The following is a 20,325-nucleotide window of genomic DNA, read 5'->3' as shown; positions in this document are numbered from 1 at the left end:
AGGGTGAGCTGTGCCGTTCGAGTCCCCGGAGTTGGTCGTCCGCCGCGTCGACGCGCAGACCTGGGCGGTCGTGGAACCGCTGGTCTACCGCGGGAACCGGGACCGGTTCGTCGTCCCCGCGGGGTTCCGCACCGACTTCGCGTCGGTGCCCGACCTCGTCACCTGGCTGGTCCCGCGGTACGGCGCCTACACGCTGGCCGCGATCCTGCACGACTGGTTGTGCGAGGAGGGGATCGACTCGGGGGCGGTGACCTCGCGGCAGGCCGACGGCATCTTCCGGCGGGTGATGCGCGAGAGCGGGGTGCCGGTCGTGCGCCGCTGGCTCATGTGGGCCGGCGTGCGGTGGGGTGCGCTCACCGACCCGGCGCGGCGGCCCGGCTGGCTGCTCAGCGCGCCCGGGGTCGTGGCGATCACGGTCCTCGCCGCGCCGTTCGTCCTGCCGCCGGCCGTGGTGATCGTCCCCGGGCTGCTGGCCTACGGCCTCGTGGAGTGGGTGGTGGGGCGGTTCGCGCCCACGCGCCCGCAGGAGCTGGTGGTCCCGACCGGCACCGCCCCGCCCGTGGGGTCGTCCCGGGCGTGAGCGGCGCCCACGCCCCGGCACCCGCCGCTCAGCCGCCCTTGCGGCGGGCGAACACCAGACCCGCCACCTCGGCCGCGCCGGCCTGCAGCAGTGCACGGGCCATCTCCCTCAGGGAGAAGCCCTCGGAGTACACGTCGTCGACGACGAGGACCCGTCGCCCGGCCACGCGGTCCGGCTCCGGCACCGACAGCGCGCTGCGCAGCTCGCCCTCGGCGATCTCCCGACGGGCCTCCACGCCGATCCCGAGGAAGCGCCCGGTGGGGCCGGACTTCGCGATGAGGCCCGGGGCGAACGGCCACTCGGGCCCGGCGCGCCCGGCCGCCTCGAGGAGGAGCCGGAGGTAGTCCCACAGCCGGACGGCCCGCGGCCCCACGTAGATCGCGCCGGTCGTGATGACGTCGAAGCGTTCCATCTCGTCCCGGCGGTCCTCGAGGTACCCGACGAGGATGCGGCCCAGCACCTCGGCCCAGCTGCGGTCCTCGCCGTACTTGTAGCGGTGGACCGCGCCCCACATCGCCTCCGGCTGTTCGGAGACGGTGTAGATGCGGGAGAAGGCGCGGTCGTCGAACGCGCACACGGTGTTCGGGCAGCAGCCGCGATCGAGCCGTTGCCCGCAGACCGCGCAGCCGGACTGCGGGGTCGCGGCGGGCCTGCCGCTGCAGCACGCGAAGCAGATGGCCGGCGTGCCCGAGCTCCGGTAGCGGCAGGTCTCGCAGGCGTCGAGGCCGGCCGGGGACGGGCGCAACCTCTCCAGGTCGATCGGCATCCGGCACTGCCTCCGGGAGCGGCTCCTGAGCACCGACAGGGGGAGGCGACCCTAGGGCAGGGACCGCTGCGCGGTCGACGGGTGCGGATACGGGCCGGTCACCGCGGGGGAGGGTGCTGCGTGGCGGACGGGGGTCGACCAAGCTGGGCGCCATGAGCGATTCCTCCGGCCCGCCGTTCCGCGCCGACCACGTCGGCAGCCTCCTGCGTCCTCAGCGCCTGCTCGACGCCCGCGCCCGCCGCGCCGCCGGTGAGATCGACGCCGCGGAGCTGCGCGGCATCGAGGACGAGGCGATCGCCGACGTCGTCCGCCTGCAGGGCGACGTCGGCCTGCACACCGCCACCGACGGCGAGTTCCGCCGCGCCACCTGGCACATGGACTTCATCTACGCGATCAACGGGATCACCAAGGTGGAGGGGGAGGGGCGGCCGGTCCACTTCCACAACGCCGACGGGGACATCGACTGGGTGCCGGCCGGCCTGCACGTCGACGGCCCGCTGTCGATCGACGAGCCGATCTTCGGCACCGACTTCGCCTACCTGCAGTCGGTGGTCGGCCCCGGTCAGACGGCGAAGCTGACGATCCCCTCGCCGTCGATGGTCCACTACCGCGGCGGCGCGGCGGCCATCGACCCGACCGTGTACGCCGACGAGGACGCGTTCTGGGACGCCCTGTCGGCGGCCTACCGCCAGCAGGTGCAGGGCATCGCCGCGCAGGGCTGCACGTACCTGCAGCTGGACGACACCAGCCTGGCCTACCTCAACGACCCGGCCCAGCGGGCCGAGCTCGCCGGGCAGGGGCGCGACGCCGAGCACCAGCACGAGCGCTACATCCGCCAGATCAACGCCGCGCTGGCCGGCCGCCCCGCGGGCCTGGCCGTGACCACCCACCTGTGCCGGGGCAACTTCCGCTCCTCGTGGGTGGCCGAGGGCGGCTACGACTTCGTCGCCGAGGCCCTGTTCGGCGACCTGGACGTCGACGGCTTCTTCCTCGAGTACGACGACGCCCGCTCCGGCGGGTTCGAGCCGCTGCGCTTCGTCCCGCCCGGCAAGCGGGTCGTCCTCGGACTGATCACCAGCAAGCGCCCCGAGCTGGAGGACAAGGACCAGCTCAAGCGGCGGATCGACGAGGCCGCGCAGTACGTGCCGCTGGACCAGCTCGCGATCTCGCCGCAGTGCGGCTTCTCCTCGACCGTCGAGGGCAACGCGCTCACCCGCGACGAGCAGATCGCAAAGCTGGCGCTGGTCGTGGAGACCGCGCAGGAGGTCTGGGGCTACGCGTGATCGTGCGACGGGCCCGGTCCGCCTGGAGTGGTGGGCCGGGCCCGTTCGCAGCATGATCGTCCCGATCGCGGGCAACGTCGTCCGGCGCTGCCCGGCACGCAGGGAGGGCGCTCATGTCGACGACTGTCAGCAGGGACGACGCCGGCGGCGGACCCGCCCCGGCCGGCGCCCGCCGCCGTCCCTCGGTGAAGTCCGTGGTCGTCTGGCTGCTGGTGGCGGCCGTCGGCGCGGTGGCCTGGACGGTGCTCGCGCTCGCGCGCGGGGAGACCGTCTCGGCGCTGTGGATCCTCTTCGCCGCGCTGTGCTCCTACGCCATCGCCTACCGCTTCTACGCGCGGTTCATCGCCCGGCGCGTCCTGCAGGTCGACGACACCCGCGCCACCCCCGCCGAGCGGCTGCACAACGGCATCGACTTCGACGTCACCGACCGGCGGGTGCTCTTCGGGCACCACTTCGCCGCCATCGCCGGCGCCGGGCCGCTGGTCGGGCCCGTCCTCGCCGCCCAGATGGGTTACCTGCCCGGCACCATCTGGATCATCGTCGGCGTCATCTTCGCCGGCGCGGTCCAGGACATGACCGTCCTGTTCTTCTCGATGCGCCGCAACGGCAAGAGCCTCGGCCAGATGGTCCGCGAGGAGATCGGCATCGTCGGCGGCATCGCCGCGCTCATCGCGGTGTTCGCCATCATGATCATCATCCTGGCGGTGCTGGCGCTCATCGTGGTCAACGCGCTGGCCGAGTCGCCGTGGGGCGTGTTCTCCATCGCGCTGACCATCCCGATCGCGCTGTTCATGGGCGTCTACCTGCGCACGATCCGGCCCGGCCGCGTCCTCGAGGCCACCGGGATCGGTGTCGTCCTGCTGCTGCTGGCGGTCATCGGCGGCGGCTGGGTCGACGACACCGGGCTCGGCGAGGCGCTGACGCTGTCCAAGGAGTGGCTGGTCCTCGCGCTGGTGGTCTACGGGTTCGTCGCCTCGGTGCTGCCGGTGTGGCTGCTGCTGACCCCGCGCGACTACCTGTCGACGTTCATGAAGGTCGGCGTGATCGTCCTGCTCGCCATCGGCCTGCTGCTGGCCCGCCCGGTGCTGCAGGCCGACGCGGTCAGCGAGTTCGCCCGGGAGGGCACCGGCCCGGTCTTCGCCGGGTCGCTGTTCCCCTTCGTCTTCATCACCATCGCCTGCGGCGCCCTGTCGGGCTTCCACGCGCTGATCTCCTCCGGGACGACGCCGAAGATGGTGGCCAAGGAGAGCCAGGTCCGCCTGATCGGCTACGGCGGCATGCTCATGGAGTCCTTCGTCGCCATCAGCGCGCTCATCGCCGCCGTCGTCATCGACCAGGGCCTGTACTTCGCGATGAACGCACCGGCCGGCGTCACCGGCGGGACGGCGGAGACGGCGGCGACCTACGTCAACGGCCTCGGTTTCGACACCACCGCGCAGGACCTCGCCGCGGCCTCGGCGGCGGTGCAGGAACCGAGCCTGGTCTCCCGCACCGGCGGGGCGCCGACGCTGGCCGTCGGGATCGCCAACATCCTGTCCGACGCGTTCGGAGCCGGGATGGCCGCGTTCTGGTACCACTTCGCGATCATGTTCGAGGCGCTGTTCATCCTCACCGCCGTCGACGCCGGCACCCGGGTGGGCCGGTTCATGCTGCAGGACACGATCGGCAACGTCTGGAAGAAGTTCGGCGACCTGTCGTGGCGGCCGGGCAACATCATCGCCAGCGCGATCACCGTGGGCCTGTGGGGCTACATCCTCTACGTCGGCGTGACCGACCCGCTCGGCGGCGTCAACCAGCTCTTCCCGCTGTTCGGCATCGCCAACCAGCTCCTGGCCGCCATCGCGCTGACGCTGGTCACGGTGCTGCTGATCAAGCACGGCAAGCTGAGGTACGCGTGGGTGACGGCGATCCCGCTCGCCTGGGACCTCGTCGTCACGATGACGGCGAGCTGGCAGAAGGTGTTCTCCGCCAACCCCGCGGTGGGGTACTTCGCGCAGCGCCAGCGGTACGCCGAGGCCCGGGATGCCGGGGAGGTGCTGGCCCCGGCCCAGGACGTCGCCCAGATGGACCAGGTGGTCTACAACTCGACGCTCAACGGCATCCTGCAGGCGGTGTTCGCGCTGCTCACCTTGGTCGTCGTGGTCAACGCCGTCGTCGTGATCGCCCGGGCGGTCCGCGCGCGGGGCGCGGTGCCCACCACCGAGGAACCGGCGGTGCCGTCGGAGCTCGTCGAGCCCTCGGGCCTGTTCGCCACCGCCGAGGAGAAGCGGGCGATGGCCGAGCGCGAGCGGCTGGTCGGTGCGGGGGCACGGGGTCACGGCACGTTCACGGTGGAGGGGCCGCCACGGTGACCGGGAGGCTCGTCGCCGCCCGGTCGGCCGCCGTCCGGGCGTGGCGCGGGGTGCGCTGGTACCTGCGGGAGTGGAGCGGGGAGGCCCGCTGGGACGACTACCTGCGGCACTGCGCCGAGCACGGGCACCAGCCGGTCAGCCGCCGGGAGTTCGAGCGGCGGCGGGCCGACGCGGTGGAGCGGACCCCGGTCAGCCGCTGCTGCTGACGCCCGGCGTCGCAGGAACGGTCGTGGACGCCGTCCGGGGACCGCTCAGCCGCGCAGCGCCGGGAACTGGTCGTCGCGCCACTCGCCGGGCCGCGGCCCCTCGAGGCCGGCCAGCTCCTCCTCCCGACCGCGCAGCTCCACCCGGCGGATCTTCCCCGAGATCGTCTTGGGCAGGTCGGCGAACTCGATCCGGCGCACCCGCTGGAACGGGGCGAGGTGCTCGCGGGCGTAGCGCAGGATCGCCAGCGCGGTCTCCTCGGTCGGCTCGTAGCCCGGGGCCAGGGCCACGTAGGCCTTCGGGACGGCCAGGCGCACCGCGTCGGGCGCGGGGACGACGGCGGCCTCGGCCACCGCCGGGTGCTCGATGAGCACCGACTCCAGCTCGAACGGGCTGATCTTGTAGTCGGAGGCCTTGAAGACGTCGTCGGTGCGCCCGACGTAGGTGATGTAGCCGTCCTGGTCGCGGCCGGCGATGTCCCCGGTGTGGTAGTAGCCGCCGGCCATGGCCTCGGCGTTGCGCTCGGGGTCGCCCTGGTAACCGGTCATCAGGGGGAGCGGGGCCTGCGAGAGGTCCAGGCAGATCTCGCCCTCCCCGGCCCCCTCGACCGGCCGGCCGGTGAGCGGGTCGACCAGGACCACGGGGACGCCGGGCAGGGGTCGGCCCATGGAGCCGGGGAGCACCCGCGCCTCCGGGGTGTTGCCGACCTGCGCCGTGGTCTCGGTCTGCCCGTAGCCGTCGCGGATGGTCAGCCCCCAGGCGCGGCGGACCTGTTCGATCACCTCGGGGTTGAGCGGCTCCCCGGCGCCGATCACCTCGCGCAGCGCACCGGGCCCGCCGGAGAGGTCGGCGTTGATGAGCATCCGCCACACCGTGGGCGGGGCGCAGAACGACGTCACCCCGTGCGTGCGGATCCGCTCGAGCAGGGTGGCCGGCTCCAGTCGCTTGTAGTTGTGCAGGAAGACCGTGGCCTCGGCGGTCCACGGGGCGAAGAAGCAGGACCAGGCGTGCTTGGCCCAGCCGGGGGAGGAGACGTTGAGGTGGACGTCGCCCGGCCGCAGTCCCAGCCAGTACATCGTGCTCAGGTGGCCGACGGGGTAGGAGACCTGGGTGTGCTCGACCAGCTTGGGCCGGGACGTCGTGCCGGAGGTGAAGTAGAGCAGCAGCGGGTCGCCGGGGGCGGTGCCCGGGTGCGCGGCCGGCGCGGCGTCCGTGCCGTCGGCCTCGCGCAGGTCGGCCCAGCCGTCGGCCGGGCCGACGCTGAGGCGGGTGTAGTCGCCGGGCACGGAGTCGAACTTCGCGGTGTCGGCGGCGTTGCACAGCACGTGGCGGGCGCCGCCGCGGTCGACCCGGTCGGTCAGGTCGTTGGGGCCGAGGGCGGTGGTCGTCGGCATGATCACCGCGCCCAGCTTCATGATCGCCAGCATCGACTCCCACAGCTCGACCTGGTTGCCCAGCATCAGCAGCACCCGGTCGCCGCGGCCCACGCCCCGGGCGGCCATCCAGGCGGCGACCTGGTCGGAGCGGCGGGCCATCTCGTCGAAGGTCCGCGTGGTGGTGGAGCCGTCGTCCTCGGCGAGCACCAGCGCCGGCCGCCCGTTGCCCCGCGCGATCGCGTCGAACCAGTCCACCGCCCAGTTGAACCGGTCCCCGAGGTCGGGCCAGCGGAACTCGGCGACGGCGCGGTCGTGCTGGCCCCGGAGGGCGAGCAGCTGGTCGCGGGCGGCACGGTAGGCGTCGGTCGCGGTCATGGTCGGGGAGTCTCCTCTCCGTCGGCGGGCAGGGGGAGTCGGCCGGCCGCGGTCCGGACGGCGAGGGCGCCGAGGACGGCGAGGCCGAGCAGCAGGGAGGCGGTGACGAGGGCGACGCCGACCTGGGCCGGGCCCGTGCCCCCGTGCACGTGCCCGCCGGAGCCGGCCGCGACCGGCGCGTGGACGGCGAGCATGCCCAGGTCCAGCAGGACGGTGGTGCCCCACACCCGGGGCGCCGGGGCGCGCCACAGGTGCCAGGCGCAGGGCAGGCAGGCCAGTGCCATCCCCGTCATGGCCAGCGACGTCAGCGACGCGGCGTCCACCGCGGCCGCGTGCACCCCGGCCGAGGCGAGCGCGAGCACGGCGGCCACCCGGCCCGGCAACCACCCGGCGGCGCCGGTCCCGGCCCGCAGCGCGGACCGGGACCGGCGGACGGGGACGCTCGCGGTCACGAGCAGTGCGACCCGCCGTCCGCGGCGCCCTCGGCGGCGCAGTGGGCCGAGGTCGACCGCGGCGTCCCGAGCGCCGGGTTCCGGTCGAAGAAGCCCACCGGCTTGAGGGTGAACCCGGCGTAGTCGGTCGGCATGACCGGCCAGTCCTCCGGGCGCGGGAAGTGGGTCAGCCCGAAGGTGTGCCACAGGACGACGTCCTCACCCTCCAGCGGCCGGTCCGCCTGGACGAAGGCCGGCAGCCCCGCCGCCCCCGGGTGCTGGTTGACGAAGTCGCCGGCCGCGTAGCGCTCGGCCGGGTCGTACTGCGTCACCCACAGGCTCTTGGTGCCGAAGGTGGCGCGCTGGTGGATGGAGGAGGACTCGTCGGCCAGCATCAGCGGCAGGTTCTCCGGGTGCAGCGCGTAGCCGACGGGCTGGCCGAGCCGGTTGGTCCTCTCCGGGTTGAGCACGTGCCAGACCCGCCCGACCGTGCCGTCGCTCACCCGGGCGCCCTCGGACTCGCGGGTGATCGGGGTCGACCGGCGGGTGAAGGCGTTGCCGTAGGGGTTGGTGTCGCTCACCGGCACCCGGACGGCGTCCACCTCGTGCACCGTGTTGCGGTCGCCGTCGACGGCCATGTCCAGCCGCGCCGAGAACAGGTGCTGGTGGAACGGCGCCCCGAGCCCGGGCGCGATCTCGGTCGCGTACGGGTGCTCCTCGCCGCGGTAGGACGACGTGAACACGATGCCGGTGGCCTTGGACTCCAGCTGGATGGTGCCGTCGAGGTAGAGGTACCAGTAGAAGCCGTAGTCGTAGTTGCCGATCGTGGTGAAGAAGCTGATCACCAGCCGGCGGGAGCGACGGGTCTCGGCCATCCCGTTGAACAGGTCGGTGTGCTTCCACCCGACCCCGTAGTCCTCCTCGTGCAGGCAGATGGCGTTGCGCAGCACCCGCGGCGCGCCCTCCTCGTCGGCGATCGTGGCGTCGAAGTAGTGGATCTCGCCCAGGCAGTCGCAGCCCAGCTCCAACGCGTTGGTGTACCGGGCGAAGAGGTACTCGCCGGTGTCGAAGTAGTTCTGCCAGAACCGCACCGGCGAGGGGTCGGCGTAGGGCACGACCATCTCCGAGATCGAGGCCCGGTAGACCACCGAGCGCCCGTCGATCGACACCTGGTGCAGGGTCAGCCCCTCCCGGACGTCGAAGCCGACACGCAGCTCCCACCCGGCCCACCGGACGACGTCGTCCTCGACGGTGAAGCTCGGCCCCTCGGGCTGGGTGATCTCCAGCGGCTTGAGGTCGCGCACCGGGTGCGGGTGGGTCGCCTGGTCCAGGTCCGCCCGCTCGGCCGGCACCGGCAGGTCGTAGTGGTCGTGCACCGCGGTGGTGACCCCGCGGGTGATGTCGACGTAGGCGACCACGCCGTCCACCGGGTGCGCCCAGGGCAGGTCGGCCTCGTCGGCCTGGTGGAAACCGAGGACCCGGACCACGCGGTGGCCGTACTCCTCGGGGAAGTACGAACCGGCCGACAGCGGGACGGCGCGGACGTCGGCCACGTCCAGGCCGCGCTTGGCCATCGCGGCGATCCACCGCTCGTCGGCGGCGAGGATGGGCTCGATCGCCTCGAACTCGGCGTCGAGGATCGGCACCTGACCGTCGGCCACGCCGTCGATCTCGACGTCCCGGACGACGGTGCCCGAGGTGACCGAGACGGTCAGGTCACGGCCCCGGCCGGTGGCCCGGTCCAGCAGCAGCACCCGCACCCGGCGCTCGACCGGCTGGCCGGGCGCCCAGCCGAGCACCTCGCGCTTGTGCGGCTCGTCGAGGCCGACGTAGACGAACTTGGTCGTGTCGCTCAGCAGCCCGGCGGCCTCGACGACCTCGCGGGCGGCGGTGATCTCCTCGGCGGACAGCCGCGCCAGGGGGTGGGTGGCGGTGGTGGTGGGGGCGGTGAGGGTCATGGCGTCTCCGTTCGGGTGGTTCGGGTGGGACGGTCAGATCTGCGGAGCGGTGTCGGACGGGGCGGCGGTGGTCAGGGCGCGGGCGGCCTGCGGGCGGGCCCTGGCCAGCGCCCAGCCGGCCGCGAGGGCGACGGCGAGCAGGACGCCCGCGCCGACGCCCAGCACGGTGGAGCCGCCCATGAGCAGCGGCAGGTTCTCCACGAGGAGCACGAGGATCGCGGCCAGCCCCAGCAGCCCGAGGGACGGCGCGACGAGCGTCTGCCAGGGCCGCCGGTCCACACCGGTGCGCCGGAAGAAGACGATCACCGCCAGGCAGGCCAGCAGCATCAGGACGACGATGCCGACGCTGGCGATGCCGGCCAGCCAGGTGAAGATCTCCAGCACCGGGTCCAGGCCGGCGATCACGCAGACGGCCATGAGCAGGGCCCCGATGCCGGAGGTCACCAGCGAGGCGACGTGCGGCGAGGCGTGCCGGGAGTGGCTGCGGCCGCAGACGGCCGGGAGCACGCCGGTGTTCCCGAGGGAGAAGAGGTACCGCGACGTCACGTTGTGGAACGCCAGGATCGCGGCGAACAGGCTCGTGACGAACAGGACCTGCATGACGTCGGCGGCGATCGTCCCGACGTACTGCTGCGCGGTGGCCACCACGATCCCGCCGGGGTCGGCGGCGGACTCCTCGGCGATGCGGCTGTCGCCCCATGCGCTGACGATGCTCCACGCGGAGACGGTGTAGAAGACCGTGATGATCGCCAGTGCTGCGTAGGTCGCGCGCGGGACGGTGCGGTCGGGGTCGCGGGCCTCGTCGCGGAAGATCGCGGTGGCCTCGAAGCCGATGAACCCGGCGATGGCGAACATCAGGCCGATGCCGGGAGCGCCGGAGAGGACGTCCGCGGGGTCGACCAGCGCCGACGACAGGCCCTCGGCACCCCCGCCGCGGCCGATGACGGCGACGTCGAGCACCAGCACGATGCCGACCTCGGCGACCAGGAGGACGCCGAGGACCTTGCTGGACAACTCGATGTGCCGGAACCCGAGCAGCCCCGTGACGGCCAGGACGACGGCGGTCCACAGCCACCACGGCAGGTCCGGGCCGCCGTAGCCGGTGACCAGGTCGTCGAGCAGGAAGCCGACGTAGCCGTACACGGCCCCCTGGACGGTGACGTAGCTGATGAGGGCGACCAGCGCGCTGCCCAGCCCTGCGCCGCGGCCGAGGCCGGTGCCGATGTAGGAGTAGAAGGCGCCGGCGTTCGGCACGTGGCGGGTCATCGCCGTGAAGCCGACGGCGAAGAACGCCAGGACGACGCCGGCGACGACGTACATCGCGGGATAGCCCGCCCCGTTCCCGGCCGCGATGCCGATGGGGAACGACCCGGCGACGACGGTCAGGGGCGCGGCGGCGGCCACCACCATGAGGACGATCGACGCCGGGCCGAGGGCGCCCCGCAGCCGGTGGGGACCGGCGTCCGGGCGGGCGGTGCCGGTCGTGGTGGGGGGTGGCTCGGAGACGGTGGCCATGCGGACCTCCGGAGGGCGGCAGCGCGGCGCTGCCGGGCGGCGAGGAGCGACCCGGTCACCCTGACCGCCGGTCCGGCCTGCTCGGTCACGCAGCCGTAACTTCGCGGAAACATCCGTGTAACCCCGAACGAGACCTGACTCACACTTTTCTCATTCGACTCCCGCCGTCCCGGCACGCGGCCGGTGCCGGCGCCCACCGAACTACGCTCCGCGGCCAGCGACGACAGGAGACGGCGGGAGCTCATGGGGCAGCGGAACGGGCCGGGCGTGCGCCGCGGCGTCCTCGCGCGCCTGCCCGCACGGTCGCCGGTGGCCGGGTTGCGCCGCCGCGGCCTCGCCTTCCCCGAGGTGCTCGCGCAGTCGGTCTCCGCCCTGGCCCCCTCGGCGGCGATGGTGGTCGTGCCCTCCATCGTGCTGGTGGAGTCCGGCGCCGCGACGCTGCCGGCCTTCGTCGCGGCGACCGCGCTGGTGCTCCTGGTCGGCTGGTGCCTCACCCAGTTCGGCCGCCGCATGGCCGCGGTCGGCGGCACCTACAGCTACACCGCCAAGGGCCTGGGACCGGTCGGGGCCCTCACCGGCGGCTGGGCGCTGCTGGTCGGCTACGCCGCGGTCGCCATGTCGGCGCTGGTGGGAGCGTCGATCTACCTGGCCGGCGCCGTCGGGCTGCGGCCGGCACCGCTGGCCGTCGCGGGTGTGGCCGTGCTGCTCGGCCTGCTCGCCACCCTGTGCACCGTCCGGGGCATCCAGCTCTCCGCCCGGGTCGCGCTGGCCCTGGAGCTGCTCTCCACCGCGGTCGTCCTCGCCGTCCTGGGGGTGCTGCTGCTCGCTCCGCGCGGCGGGCCGGGGAGCGCCGCGCCGGTGGTCGACGCGGGCGTGGAGTGGGGTGGGGTCGCGGTGGGCGTGGTGCTCGGGGTGACCGCGTTCATGGGGTTCGAGAGCGCGGCCACCCTCGGCGTCGAGGCCCGCCGGCCGCTGGTCGCCGTCCCCCGGGCGGTGCTCTGGACCCCGGCGGTGGCCGGGGTGCTGTTCGTCGCGGCCGCCGCCGCCCAGGTGGTGCTGCTGCGCGCCGCGCCGCTGGACGTGCTGACCAGCCCCGTCCCGGTGGCCGAGCTGGCCGACCGGGAGGGCCTCGGGCTGCTGCGCCGGGTGCTCGACCTGGGCATCGCCGCCTCGTTCTTCGCCTGCGTCACCGGCTCGACCAACGCGCTCGGTCGCGTGCTCTTCTCGATGGGCCGCGAGGGCGTGCTCCCGCGGGCCCTGGGCCGCACCCACCCCCGGTTCGAGACGCCGCACGTCGCGCTGGGTGTCGTGCTGCCGGCGGTGGTGGGGGTGCCGGTGGTCGCGCTGGCGCTGGGCGGCGGGCCGCGGCCGGTGCTGACGGCCTCCCTCACCGTCTCCGCGTTCGGCTACGTCGTCGCCTACGTGCTGGCGTGCCTGGCGATGCCGGCCTTCCTGCGGCGGATCGGCGAGCTCACGCCGCTGCCGGCGGTCGGCGGTCTCGTCGCCGGGGTGGTCGGGTTCCTGGTCCTCGTCGCGGGCATGGCCGGGGTCTCCTGGTCGGGCGGGCGCACGGTGGTCCTCGCCTTCCTGGCCGCGATGGCGCCCGGTCTGGCCTGGACGGCGTGGCTGCGCCGCCGGGACCCCGGCCGGCTCGCGGCGGTCGGGGTGTACGACCAGGCCACCGCCAGCAGCGTGCTGCAGGGCAGCGTCCCGCTGGAGCCGCGGCGGTGACCCCGGCGGTCGACCGCGGCCTCACCGGCCGCCAGCCCAAGGCGGTGCAGAGCGCCCTGGCGATCCTCGAGGCGGTGGCGCGGGCCGGTGCCGGGGTCACCGCCAAGGAGGTCGCCGAGGACGTCGGCCTCCCGCCGGCCACCACCTACCGGCTGCTGAACCTGCTCGTGGGGGAGGAGTACCTGGTCCGGCTCCCGGACCTGCACGGGTTCGCGCTGGGCCGCAAGGTGGCCGGGCTGGCGGGCGGACCGGGGCCGGTGCAGGTGTCCACCGCGGCGCGCGAGGTGGTGGCGGAGCTCCGGCAGCAGGTCCGGTTCGGCGTCCACCTGGTCCTGTACTCCGGCCCGGTGCTGCGCTGCGCCGACGTCGACCCCGACCACCCGCTGCGCTCTCCGGCGGATGTGGAGCGGCACCTGCACGCCACCGCGGTCGGCAAGCTGCTGCTGGCCGAGCAGCCCGACTGGCGCGACGTCGTCCCGCCGCGCCGGCTGGTGCCGTTCACGGCGCGCACGGTCACCCGCCCGGCCGACCTGGACGCCGAGCTGCGCGCCGTCGCCGAGCGGGGGACGGCGGTGCAGGCCGGCCAGCTGCACGAGGGGATCTCCTGCGCCGCGGTGCCGGTGCGGACGCCGTCCGGCGTGCTGGTCGCGGCGATCGCGGTCACCGGCCCGGGGGAGGACGAGCAGGCCGCCGCGGCCCGCGCCGGCCACGCGGCCGGGTTCGCCGCGCGCCTGGGGCCGCTGCTCGGCTGAGCCGCCGGTCAGCGGGCGTGGCACCAGAACGCCGGCGGCCCGCCGTCAGCCGTCGACGGGTACGGAGTCCGGGGTCACCACCGGCAGGCGGAGGGTCACGGACAGCCCGTGCCCGGACGGCGCCTCCGCGATGTCGACCTGCCCGCCGTGGGCCGCCGCCACGGAGGCGACGATGGCCAGGCCCAGGCCCGCGCCGCCGCCTCCGCCCCGGGTGCGGTCGAGCTGGGCGAAGCGCTGCGTCAGCCGCGCCCGGTCCTCGGGTGGGACGCCGGGGCCGTCGTCGGTCACGGTGATCGCGGTGCCCTCCCGGTCCGCGGTGATCGAGACGTCGACGTGCCCGCCGTCGGGGGCGTGGCGGACGGCGTTGTCGAGCAGGTTGGCCACGGCGCGGGTCAGGGCGCGCCCGTCGGCGCGCACCGCGGAGTCGCCGGAACTGGTCACGGTGACCGCGCGACGCCCGGCGAGGGCGCGGAACCCCGGCAGCAGGCCGGCCACGACCTCCGCCACGTCGACGAGCGTGCCGGGAGTGACGTGTCCGGCGTCCGCCCGGGCCAGCAGGAGGAGGTCGTCGACGAGGTGGCCCAGACGGTCGGTCTCCTCCAGCGCGCTGTCGAGGGCTCCGGACAGCCGGCCGGTGCCGGCGTGCTGGCGGGCGAGCTCGAGTTCGGCCCGGAGGATGGCCAGCGGGGTGCGCAGCTCGTGACTGGCGTCCGCGGTGAACTCCCGCTCCCGCCGGCGGGCGTCCGCGATGCGGTCGAGCAGGCCGTTGAGGGTCGTGCCCAGCTCGGCGACCTCGTCCCGCGTGGAGGGCACGGCCAGCCGGGGGAACGGGTCACGGGCACCCATGGCGGCGGCGTCCGCGGTCATCCGGGAGATCGGGCGCAGACCCCTGCGCGCCACCAGCCACCCCACGCCCCCCGCCAGGACTCCCGCCACGGGGGCCAGGACGAGCGTCATGCGCAGCAGTCCCGCCTGCGCGTCGTCGACGGACTCCAGCGTCGCCACCACGACCAGGACCCGGTCGGGGGCCTGCTCCAGCGGCACGGCCAGGGCCCGCTGGTCGTGGCCGTCCGCGACGACGTCGGCGAACGACGGCCCCTCGGTCAGCACGGCGCCGGCCTGCGCGGCGGTGATCAGCGGGCGCTCCCGCATCTCCGCCCCGGAGCCGTCGACGAGCCGCCCGCCCGCGGTGACCAGCTGGCTCTCGAACTGCATGGACTCCACGCCGCCCAGGCGGTCCTCGTCGATGTCGTCGGCGTCGACGGCGGCGGACTCGCTGTCGTCCAGGATGTCGGCTGCGGCGACCAGTCCGCGATCGACGTCCGAGCGCAGCATCTGGCCCAAGCCGACGTAGGCCAGGGCGGCGAACGCGGCCAGGACGAGGAGGAACACGAGCCCGTACGTGGCACCGAGCCGCAGGCTGATCGGGAGCGGTCGGGCCGCGCGGACCGGGGCGCGGCTCACTGCGGTGGTCCCAGCCGGTAGCCGATGCCGCGGACGGTGTGGATCAGCTCGACCCCGAACCGGCGGTCGACCTTGTCGCGGAGGTTCTTGACGTAGACGTCGACCACGTTGGACCCGACGTCGCACGAGGCGTCCCACACCTCCTCGAGCACCTCCGTGCGGCTGACCACGCGTCCCCGCCGCTGCAGCAGCAACCACAGCAGGGCGAACTCCCGCGGGGAGAGCTCCACCCGGGTGCCGTCCACCGTCGCCACCCGGGCCACCGGTTCCAACTCCAGGGGACCGCACCGCAGGACCGCAGGTCGCAGCGCCGAGCCCCGGCGGACCAGGGCCCGCACGCGGCTGACCAGCTCGCTGAGCGCGAAGGGCTTGACCAGGTAGTCGTCGGCGCCGGAGTCCAGCCCGCGCACGCGGTCGGCGACGGAGTCCCGGGCGGTCAGGACGAGCACCGGGGTCCACACGTCGGCCTCCCGCAGCCTGCGCAGGACCTCGAACCCGTCGAAGCCGGGGAGCATGACGTCCAGCACGACGGCGTCGTAGGCGTGACGGCTGGTCTCGTCCACGGCCGCCGGCCCGTCCCCGGCACTGTGCACGTCGAAGCCCGCCTCCTGCAGGCCCTCACGGAGCAGGGCCTGCATCTTGAGCTGGTCCTCGACCACGAGCACCTGCACGACGCCACCTCCGGACCGGTGCCAGTGTGGGTGGCCCCGGCCGTCGGCTCAAGACGCCGGGAACCCCCGGTGCTGGGGGCGCGGCGGGACGGCGACCCGGGTTTCTGAGAATTCGTTCATCTCCGGTCTGGAACTGCCGGGTCCGGGTCGCTACCGTCTCGTTACCACGACGCCACCGGCTGTTCAGGTGGAGTCCACATCACCGACAGGTAGGACCCAGGTGCCCCGCGGGGGCGTGGGCACCTCGGCCCGGCCGCTGCCTGTCGCGTCCACATCCCCAGGTGCACCGGCGCGGGCCCACACGCGTCCATCGCCGCATGCCCTCCGCCTCTCTCCCCTGGTGAGGTGACGAGTTCGTGGAACAGGTCCCGACTCCCGGACGACCGCTGCGGGTCCTGTTCGCCAGCGCGGAGGCCTACCCCTTCGCGAAGGTCGGCGGGCTGGCCGACGTCAGCGGCGCGCTGCCCAAGGCCCTCGCGGAGTCGGGTCTCGACGTCCGGCTGGTCATCCCGGGGTACCGGGGCCTCCACGGCACCCCCGTGACGACGCTGGACGTCCCGTTCGGTCAGGTCGACGAGCGGATCGAGGTCCGTCGGCTGGCCGGGGTCGGCGCGGTCGACGTCCTCACCCTCGGGGTCGCGGAGTGGTTCGACCGGGAGGCGCCCTACGGCTACCAGGACGAGGACGTGCTGCCCTTCGTCCTGTTCTCGAAGGCGGTCACGGCGCTGGCCGCGCAGGACTCGTGGCGGCCCGACGTCCTCCACCTCAACGACTGGCACTGCGGGCTGGTCGCCCAGGAGGCCCGGCAGGGAGCCCACCGGCGCGCCCTCGACCGGACCGGGGTGGTGTTCACCATCCACAACATCGCCTACCAGGGGCGGGTGGGAGCTGCCGCCGACCAGCTCATCGGGCTCCCGCCGGCGGGCACGCTCCTGGAACGGGGCATCGCCTTCGCCGACCGCGTCACGACCGTGAGCCCGCGTTACATGCAGGAGATCCTCACCCCCGCGCAGGGCGCCGGGGTGGACGAGCTGCTGCGCGCCCGCGGCAGCGACGCCCGGGGGATCCTCAACGGGGTCGACTACGAGGAGTTCGACCCACGCCGGGACCCGTGGATCGACACCCGCTACAACGGCGACTTCGTCGTCGGCAAGCGGGCGAACAAGGCGGTCCTGCAGCGCGTCAGCGGACTGGAGGCGGCGCCGGACCGCCCGCTGTTCGGCATGGTCGCCCGCCTCGTGTCGCAGAAGGGCGTCGGTCTGCTGACGTCGGCGGTGGACCAGATCGTGGCCCGCGGCGGCCAGCTGGTCGTGATGGGGGAGGGGACGCCGCGCTACCGGCGGGACCTCTTCGCCGCCGCACGGCGACACCGGGGCAGCGTCGCCTACCTGCCCACCGCGCGGGAGTCGATGGCCCGCAGGGTGTACGCCGGAGCGGACCTCTTCCTCGCCCCGTCGGTCTTCGAGCCGTGCGGGCTCACCCCGCTGATCGCGCTGCGCTACGGGACGATCCCGGTCGTCCGGCGGACCGGGGGGCTGGCGGACACGGTGCGCGACTACGTCGACGACCCCGACACGGGGCTCGGGTTCGTCTTCGTCCAGCGCCGGGTCGCCTCGATGCTGGCCGCGGTGGACACCGCGCTCGCGGTCTACCGCCGGCCGGAGGCATGGCACCGCCTGCAGCGACGGGCGATGGCGGCGGACTTCTCCTGGCGCACCCCCGCGCGGGAGTACGTCGGCGTGTACGGGGAGGCGGTCTGCGCGCGGCGGACGTCGGAGGTCCCGCGGGCGCCCGAGGCCCACCCCGTCCATCCGCGCCGGCCACGGCGGCGGCCGGCGCCGCTCCCGCTGGCCCTGGTGCACCACGCCAACCAGTTCCTCGTCACCGACGGGTACCGGGACCGGGAGGGGCTCGGCGCGCTCGTGGCCGGGTACTCGGCCCTGCTGCGACTCCACGAGCGCTACCGCATCCCGGTCAACCTGCACTTGTCCGGGACGCTGGTGGAGGCCGCCGCCTGGTCCCGCCCCGAGCTCCTCGACGACGTCCGGCGGTTGCGCCGCGCCGGCCTGCTCTCGCTGGTCGGCGGGACGTACGCGGAGAACGTCCTCACGGCCTTCGACCCGGAGTACAACCGCCGGCAGCTCGACGAGCTGTTCTGGCTCTACGAGCGGCACCTGGACTGCCGGCCGGAGGACCTGGAGATCTGCTGGGTGCCCGAGCGCGTGTGGGACACCGACCGCCTCGCCGGGGTGGTCACCGATCCCTCGCTGCCCAACGGCGGGTACCGGTACGTCCTGCTCGACGACCGCCTGCTCTACCCCGCCCGCGGTGCGGACGGCGTGGACGACCGCGCCGACTTCGACGGTGCCGACCCGGCCAGCCCACCGCCGGCCGACGCGTTGCGCCCGTACACCATCGCCGGCGGCAACGGCCTGCAGGTCGTGCCCATGTCGACCCGCCTGCGCTACTGGCTGCCACCGGAGGACCGCAGTCACTGGCGCAGCCTGGCCCGGGTGGCGGAGCTGCCCACCGCCCCCGGCGACGACACCGTGCTGGTCTACGCCGACGACATGGAGAAGAGCGCCGGGGTGGGCCCGTGGCACCCCAGCGCCCTGGGCCGCTACGAGGCGTTCCTCCGCTGGCTCACCGCCCAGCCGAACCTGGCACCGGTCCCGCTGCCGACGTGGTTGCGCGAGCGCCGTCGGGATCCCGGCACCCGCGTCCTGCAACGCGGCACCTTCGTGGAGCTGGCGCACGACTGGCACGCGGGGGAGGACTACCGCGGCTGGTCCGAGGACGAGGCATGGCGTCCCTACCGGGACCACCTGGCCCGGGCCCGGCAGGCGGTGGCCCGCGCCGAGTCCGCCGGCGCCGAACCGCGGCTGACCGCCCTGGCCTGGAAGCACCTGCTCGCCTCGGGCTACGAGACGGCCTGGCACGACACCGACCACCCGGGCCGGCCCCCGGCCGCCTGGGCCAAGGCCGTCGCCAGCCACGCCCGGGCCGCCACCGTCCTCGCCACCGCGGCCCGGTGGCTCGGGCAGCCGCTGCGTCCCGTCGGCGCCGCCCTGGTCGACGTCGACGAGGACGGCACCGACGAGCTGGTCGTGCACAACCGGCGCCTGTTCGCCGTGTTCGCGCCCGAGCACGGCGGCCGGCTGGTCTACCTGGCCTGCCGCGACCGGGACGGCGGGGTGCTCGTGATCGGCAACCCGACCGACGACTGGAACCGCCAGGAGGAGCTCAACCGGTACATGGACGCCCCGGCGAACCACCCCGGTGCGCTCGCCGACGGCGGTGCCGTGCACGACCGCTTCGAGGCGACGGTCCACCTCGAGGACGACGCCGTGCGGGTGGAGCTGGTCGACGTCGAGGTCGGCAGCCCCTCCTACGGGCTCCGCAAGCAGGTCCTGCTAGACGACCAGGCCGCCGTGCTGCTGGTGCGCTACGAGCTCCCGGCGACCATGACCGGCACCGTCGTCGACACCTGCCTGTCCCCGGACTACTACTCGTTGCTGCGCTTCGGCGCGGGAGCGGTCCACCGGCAGGGCGGTGCCTGCTGGCGCGCAGCCCGCACCGGGCGCGTCACGACCTGGATCGCCCTGGCACCCGACGAGGGCACCACCTTCTGCGAGCCGCCCGGACCGCACCCGGGGCACGGGGTGCTCGTCCGCGTGCGGGCCGAGGCCCGGTCGTTCCACCTCGTGGTCGGCACCGGCGACGTCGACGACCCCACCGCGGAGACAGCGGTCCGGGTCGCCTGCCGGCGGCTGGCCCGGACGGCGGTGCCCGTGGCGGTGCTGGCATGAGCACCGGGACCGCTCCGGCCTCGGCCGCCGACGCCCGCCGGGCGCAGCGACTGGCCGTGGCCGAGTCGCTGCTGCTCCGGCCACCGCCGCTGGACGCCTTCCCGCCGGGGCGGGTGGAGGTCCTGGCCCGCTCGGTCGTGCACGCCTCCCGCAGCCGGCCGGTGGTCCGGTGGACCGTGACCCTGGACCACGGCGACGGCCCCTCGGCCCCGCTGGCGGTCATCGGCAAGGGCTACCGCAAGGGCGGTGGGGGGGAGGCGCGGGAGCTGCTGGACGGCCTGCGGCGGGCCGGACTCGACGCCCCCGACCTGCAGGTGCCCGCGGCGTACGGCTTCGACCCGGCCCGGCAGCTCCTGGCGCAGGAGGAGGCGCCGGCGGCGACGCTGTACGACCTCCTGGCCGCCGACCCCGCGTCGGCGTCGTCCGACGCCCGGCGTGCCGGACGCTGGCTCGCCCGCCTGCACGCCGTCCGCGGGACACCGCTGCCGGAGCTGGCGGGGGACTTCGAGCGGCACAAGTTGACCGAGTACGCCGCGGCGCTGGCCGAGGTGCTGCCCGGCGCCGCTCCCCGGCTGGCCGAGCTCACCCGGGGCACCCTCGCCGGGCTGGCCCGCGGTGGCGGCGCGGAGGTGGTGACCCACGGCGACTTCCAGCCCAAGAACATCCACCTCGACCGCTCCCGCATCGTGGTCATCGACTTCGACCGGGCGGCCCGTGCCCCGGCCGCCCGCGACCTGGGCCACTTCGTCGGCCAGACGCTGACCATGGCCGCGGCACGACACGGGGACCTGGCCTGCGCCCGGAGCTGGGTGGCGGCGTTCGCGCGCGGCTACACCGGGAACGGCGGCGATCCCGACGCCGTCCGCGCGGCCCCGGCGTACGTGGCCCGCACCTTCGCCGAGGTCCTCTTCTACCGGCTCGTCGTCCGTCCGGTGGGGGACACGGCGTTCGTGCCGGACTGGCTCGACGCCTGGGCGGCCGCGGTGGACGGAGCCGTCGGAGGGCTGCCGTGACCCGGCACGGGGCCGGGACCGGCACGGCGAGCGGTCGGGTCCGGCC

At 74.5% G+C, this 20,325-nt stretch carries 15 protein-coding genes; 8 read left to right on the top strand and 7 right to left on the bottom strand.

Annotated features, from left to right (window positions below):
* The first annotated feature begins 10 nt into the window (after nt 1-10).
* Nucleotides 11-580 (top strand): DUF1353 domain-containing protein, encoded by a 570-nt coding sequence (locus ACI78V_RS18060; RefSeq protein ID WP_456853220.1) that lies wholly within the window; start codon nt 11-13, stop codon nt 578-580.
* A gap of 28 nt (nt 581-608) precedes the next feature.
* On the opposite strand, the gene ACI78V_RS18055 is transcribed toward ACI78V_RS18060, so the two are convergent.
* On the bottom strand, nt 609-1,346 hold the full coding sequence (locus ACI78V_RS18055; RefSeq protein ID WP_456853219.1) for a ComF family protein: 738 nt from the start codon (nt 1,344-1,346) through the stop codon (nt 609-611).
* Nucleotides 1,347-1,498: 152 nt separating this feature from the next.
* On the opposite strand from ACI78V_RS18055, the gene ACI78V_RS18050 reads away from it, so the two are divergent.
* The 3 genes from ACI78V_RS18050 (at nt 1,499) to ACI78V_RS18040 (ending at nt 5,186) form a co-directional block, all read left to right on the top strand.
* Nucleotides 1,499-2,629 carry a 5-methyltetrahydropteroyltriglutamate--homocysteine S-methyltransferase gene (locus ACI78V_RS18050; RefSeq protein WP_456853218.1) on the top strand — a complete coding sequence of 377 codons (1,131 nt, stop codon included), beginning with the start codon at nt 1,499-1,501 and terminating at the stop codon, nt 2,627-2,629.
* 113 nt (nt 2,630-2,742) lie between these two features.
* The gene (locus tag ACI78V_RS18045) at nt 2,743-4,980 is read left to right on the top strand and encodes a carbon starvation CstA family protein (protein WP_456853216.1); all 2,238 of its coding nucleotides are present in this window, start codon (nt 2,743-2,745) and stop codon (nt 4,978-4,980) included.
* Nucleotides 4,977-5,186: a YbdD/YjiX family protein gene (locus tag ACI78V_RS18040; protein ID WP_456853215.1), complete on the top strand. Its 210-nt coding sequence runs from the start codon at nt 4,977-4,979 to the stop codon at nt 5,184-5,186. The genes ACI78V_RS18045 and ACI78V_RS18040 overlap by 4 nt, the downstream gene beginning before the upstream one ends.
* Nucleotides 5,187-5,231: 45 nt before the next feature.
* On the opposite strand, the gene ACI78V_RS18035 is transcribed toward ACI78V_RS18040, so the two are convergent.
* The 4 genes from ACI78V_RS18035 to ACI78V_RS18020 are packed head-to-tail and all read right to left on the bottom strand — an operon-like array spanning nt 5,232 to nt 10,839.
* Nucleotides 5,232-6,935, bottom strand: coding sequence for an AMP-binding protein (locus ACI78V_RS18035; protein ID WP_456853213.1), 1,704 nt, complete (start codon nt 6,933-6,935; stop codon nt 5,232-5,234).
* Nucleotides 6,932-7,387 (bottom strand): hypothetical protein, encoded by a 456-nt coding sequence (locus ACI78V_RS18030; RefSeq protein WP_456853211.1) that lies wholly within the window; start codon nt 7,385-7,387, stop codon nt 6,932-6,934. Before ACI78V_RS18030 ends, ACI78V_RS18035 begins: the two co-directional genes overlap by 4 nt.
* Entirely contained in the window at nt 7,384-9,324 is a 1,941-nt protein-coding gene (locus tag ACI78V_RS18025; RefSeq protein ID WP_456853209.1) for a primary-amine oxidase, read from the bottom strand. The genes ACI78V_RS18030 and ACI78V_RS18025 overlap by 4 nt, the downstream gene beginning before the upstream one ends.
* 33 nt (nt 9,325-9,357) lie before the next feature.
* Nucleotides 9,358-10,839 (bottom strand): APC family permease, encoded by a 1,482-nt coding sequence (locus ACI78V_RS18020; RefSeq protein ID WP_456853207.1) that lies wholly within the window; start codon nt 10,837-10,839, stop codon nt 9,358-9,360.
* 243 nt (nt 10,840-11,082) lie between these two features.
* On the opposite strand from ACI78V_RS18020, the gene ACI78V_RS18015 reads away from it, so the two are divergent.
* Both ACI78V_RS18015 and ACI78V_RS18010 read left to right on the top strand, forming a co-directional pair.
* The gene (locus ACI78V_RS18015; protein ID WP_456853205.1) at nt 11,083-12,570 is read left to right on the top strand and encodes an APC family permease; all 1,488 of its coding nucleotides are present in this window, start codon (nt 11,083-11,085) and stop codon (nt 12,568-12,570) included.
* Nucleotides 12,567-13,322 carry an IclR family transcriptional regulator gene (locus ACI78V_RS18010; RefSeq protein ID WP_456853203.1) on the top strand — a complete coding sequence of 252 codons (756 nt, stop codon included), beginning with the start codon at nt 12,567-12,569 and terminating at the stop codon, nt 13,320-13,322. Before ACI78V_RS18015 ends, ACI78V_RS18010 begins: the two co-directional genes overlap by 4 nt.
* A gap of 45 nt (nt 13,323-13,367) precedes the next feature.
* Here ACI78V_RS18010 and ACI78V_RS18005 read toward each other — a convergent pair whose 3' ends face one another.
* Nucleotides 13,368-14,786 (bottom strand): sensor histidine kinase, encoded by a 1,419-nt coding sequence (locus ACI78V_RS18005; protein WP_456853201.1) that lies wholly within the window; start codon nt 14,784-14,786, stop codon nt 13,368-13,370.
* On the bottom strand, nt 14,783-15,457 hold the full coding sequence (locus tag ACI78V_RS18000) for a response regulator (RefSeq protein WP_456853199.1): 675 nt from the start codon (nt 15,455-15,457) through the stop codon (nt 14,783-14,785). The genes ACI78V_RS18005 and ACI78V_RS18000 overlap by 4 nt, the downstream gene beginning before the upstream one ends.
* Nucleotides 15,458-15,813: 356 nt before the next feature.
* Between ACI78V_RS18000 and ACI78V_RS17995 the strand changes: the two genes are divergently transcribed.
* Both ACI78V_RS17995 and ACI78V_RS17990 read left to right on the top strand, forming a co-directional pair.
* Nucleotides 15,814-19,266 carry a glycogen/starch synthase gene (locus ACI78V_RS17995; protein ID WP_456853197.1) on the top strand — a complete coding sequence of 1,151 codons (3,453 nt, stop codon included), beginning with the start codon at nt 15,814-15,816 and terminating at the stop codon, nt 19,264-19,266.
* Nucleotides 19,263-20,279, top strand: a complete 1,017-nt coding sequence (locus ACI78V_RS17990) for a phosphotransferase (protein ID WP_456853196.1) — start codon at nt 19,263-19,265, stop codon at nt 20,277-20,279. Before ACI78V_RS17995 ends, ACI78V_RS17990 begins: the two co-directional genes overlap by 4 nt.
* Nucleotides 20,280-20,325 lie beyond the last annotated feature (46 nt).

This window comes from Geodermatophilus sp. SYSU D00742 (assembly GCF_054049935.1).
Note: the sequence above shows the minus strand (reverse complement) of the source record. Positions and strands in the feature narration are given on the sequence as shown.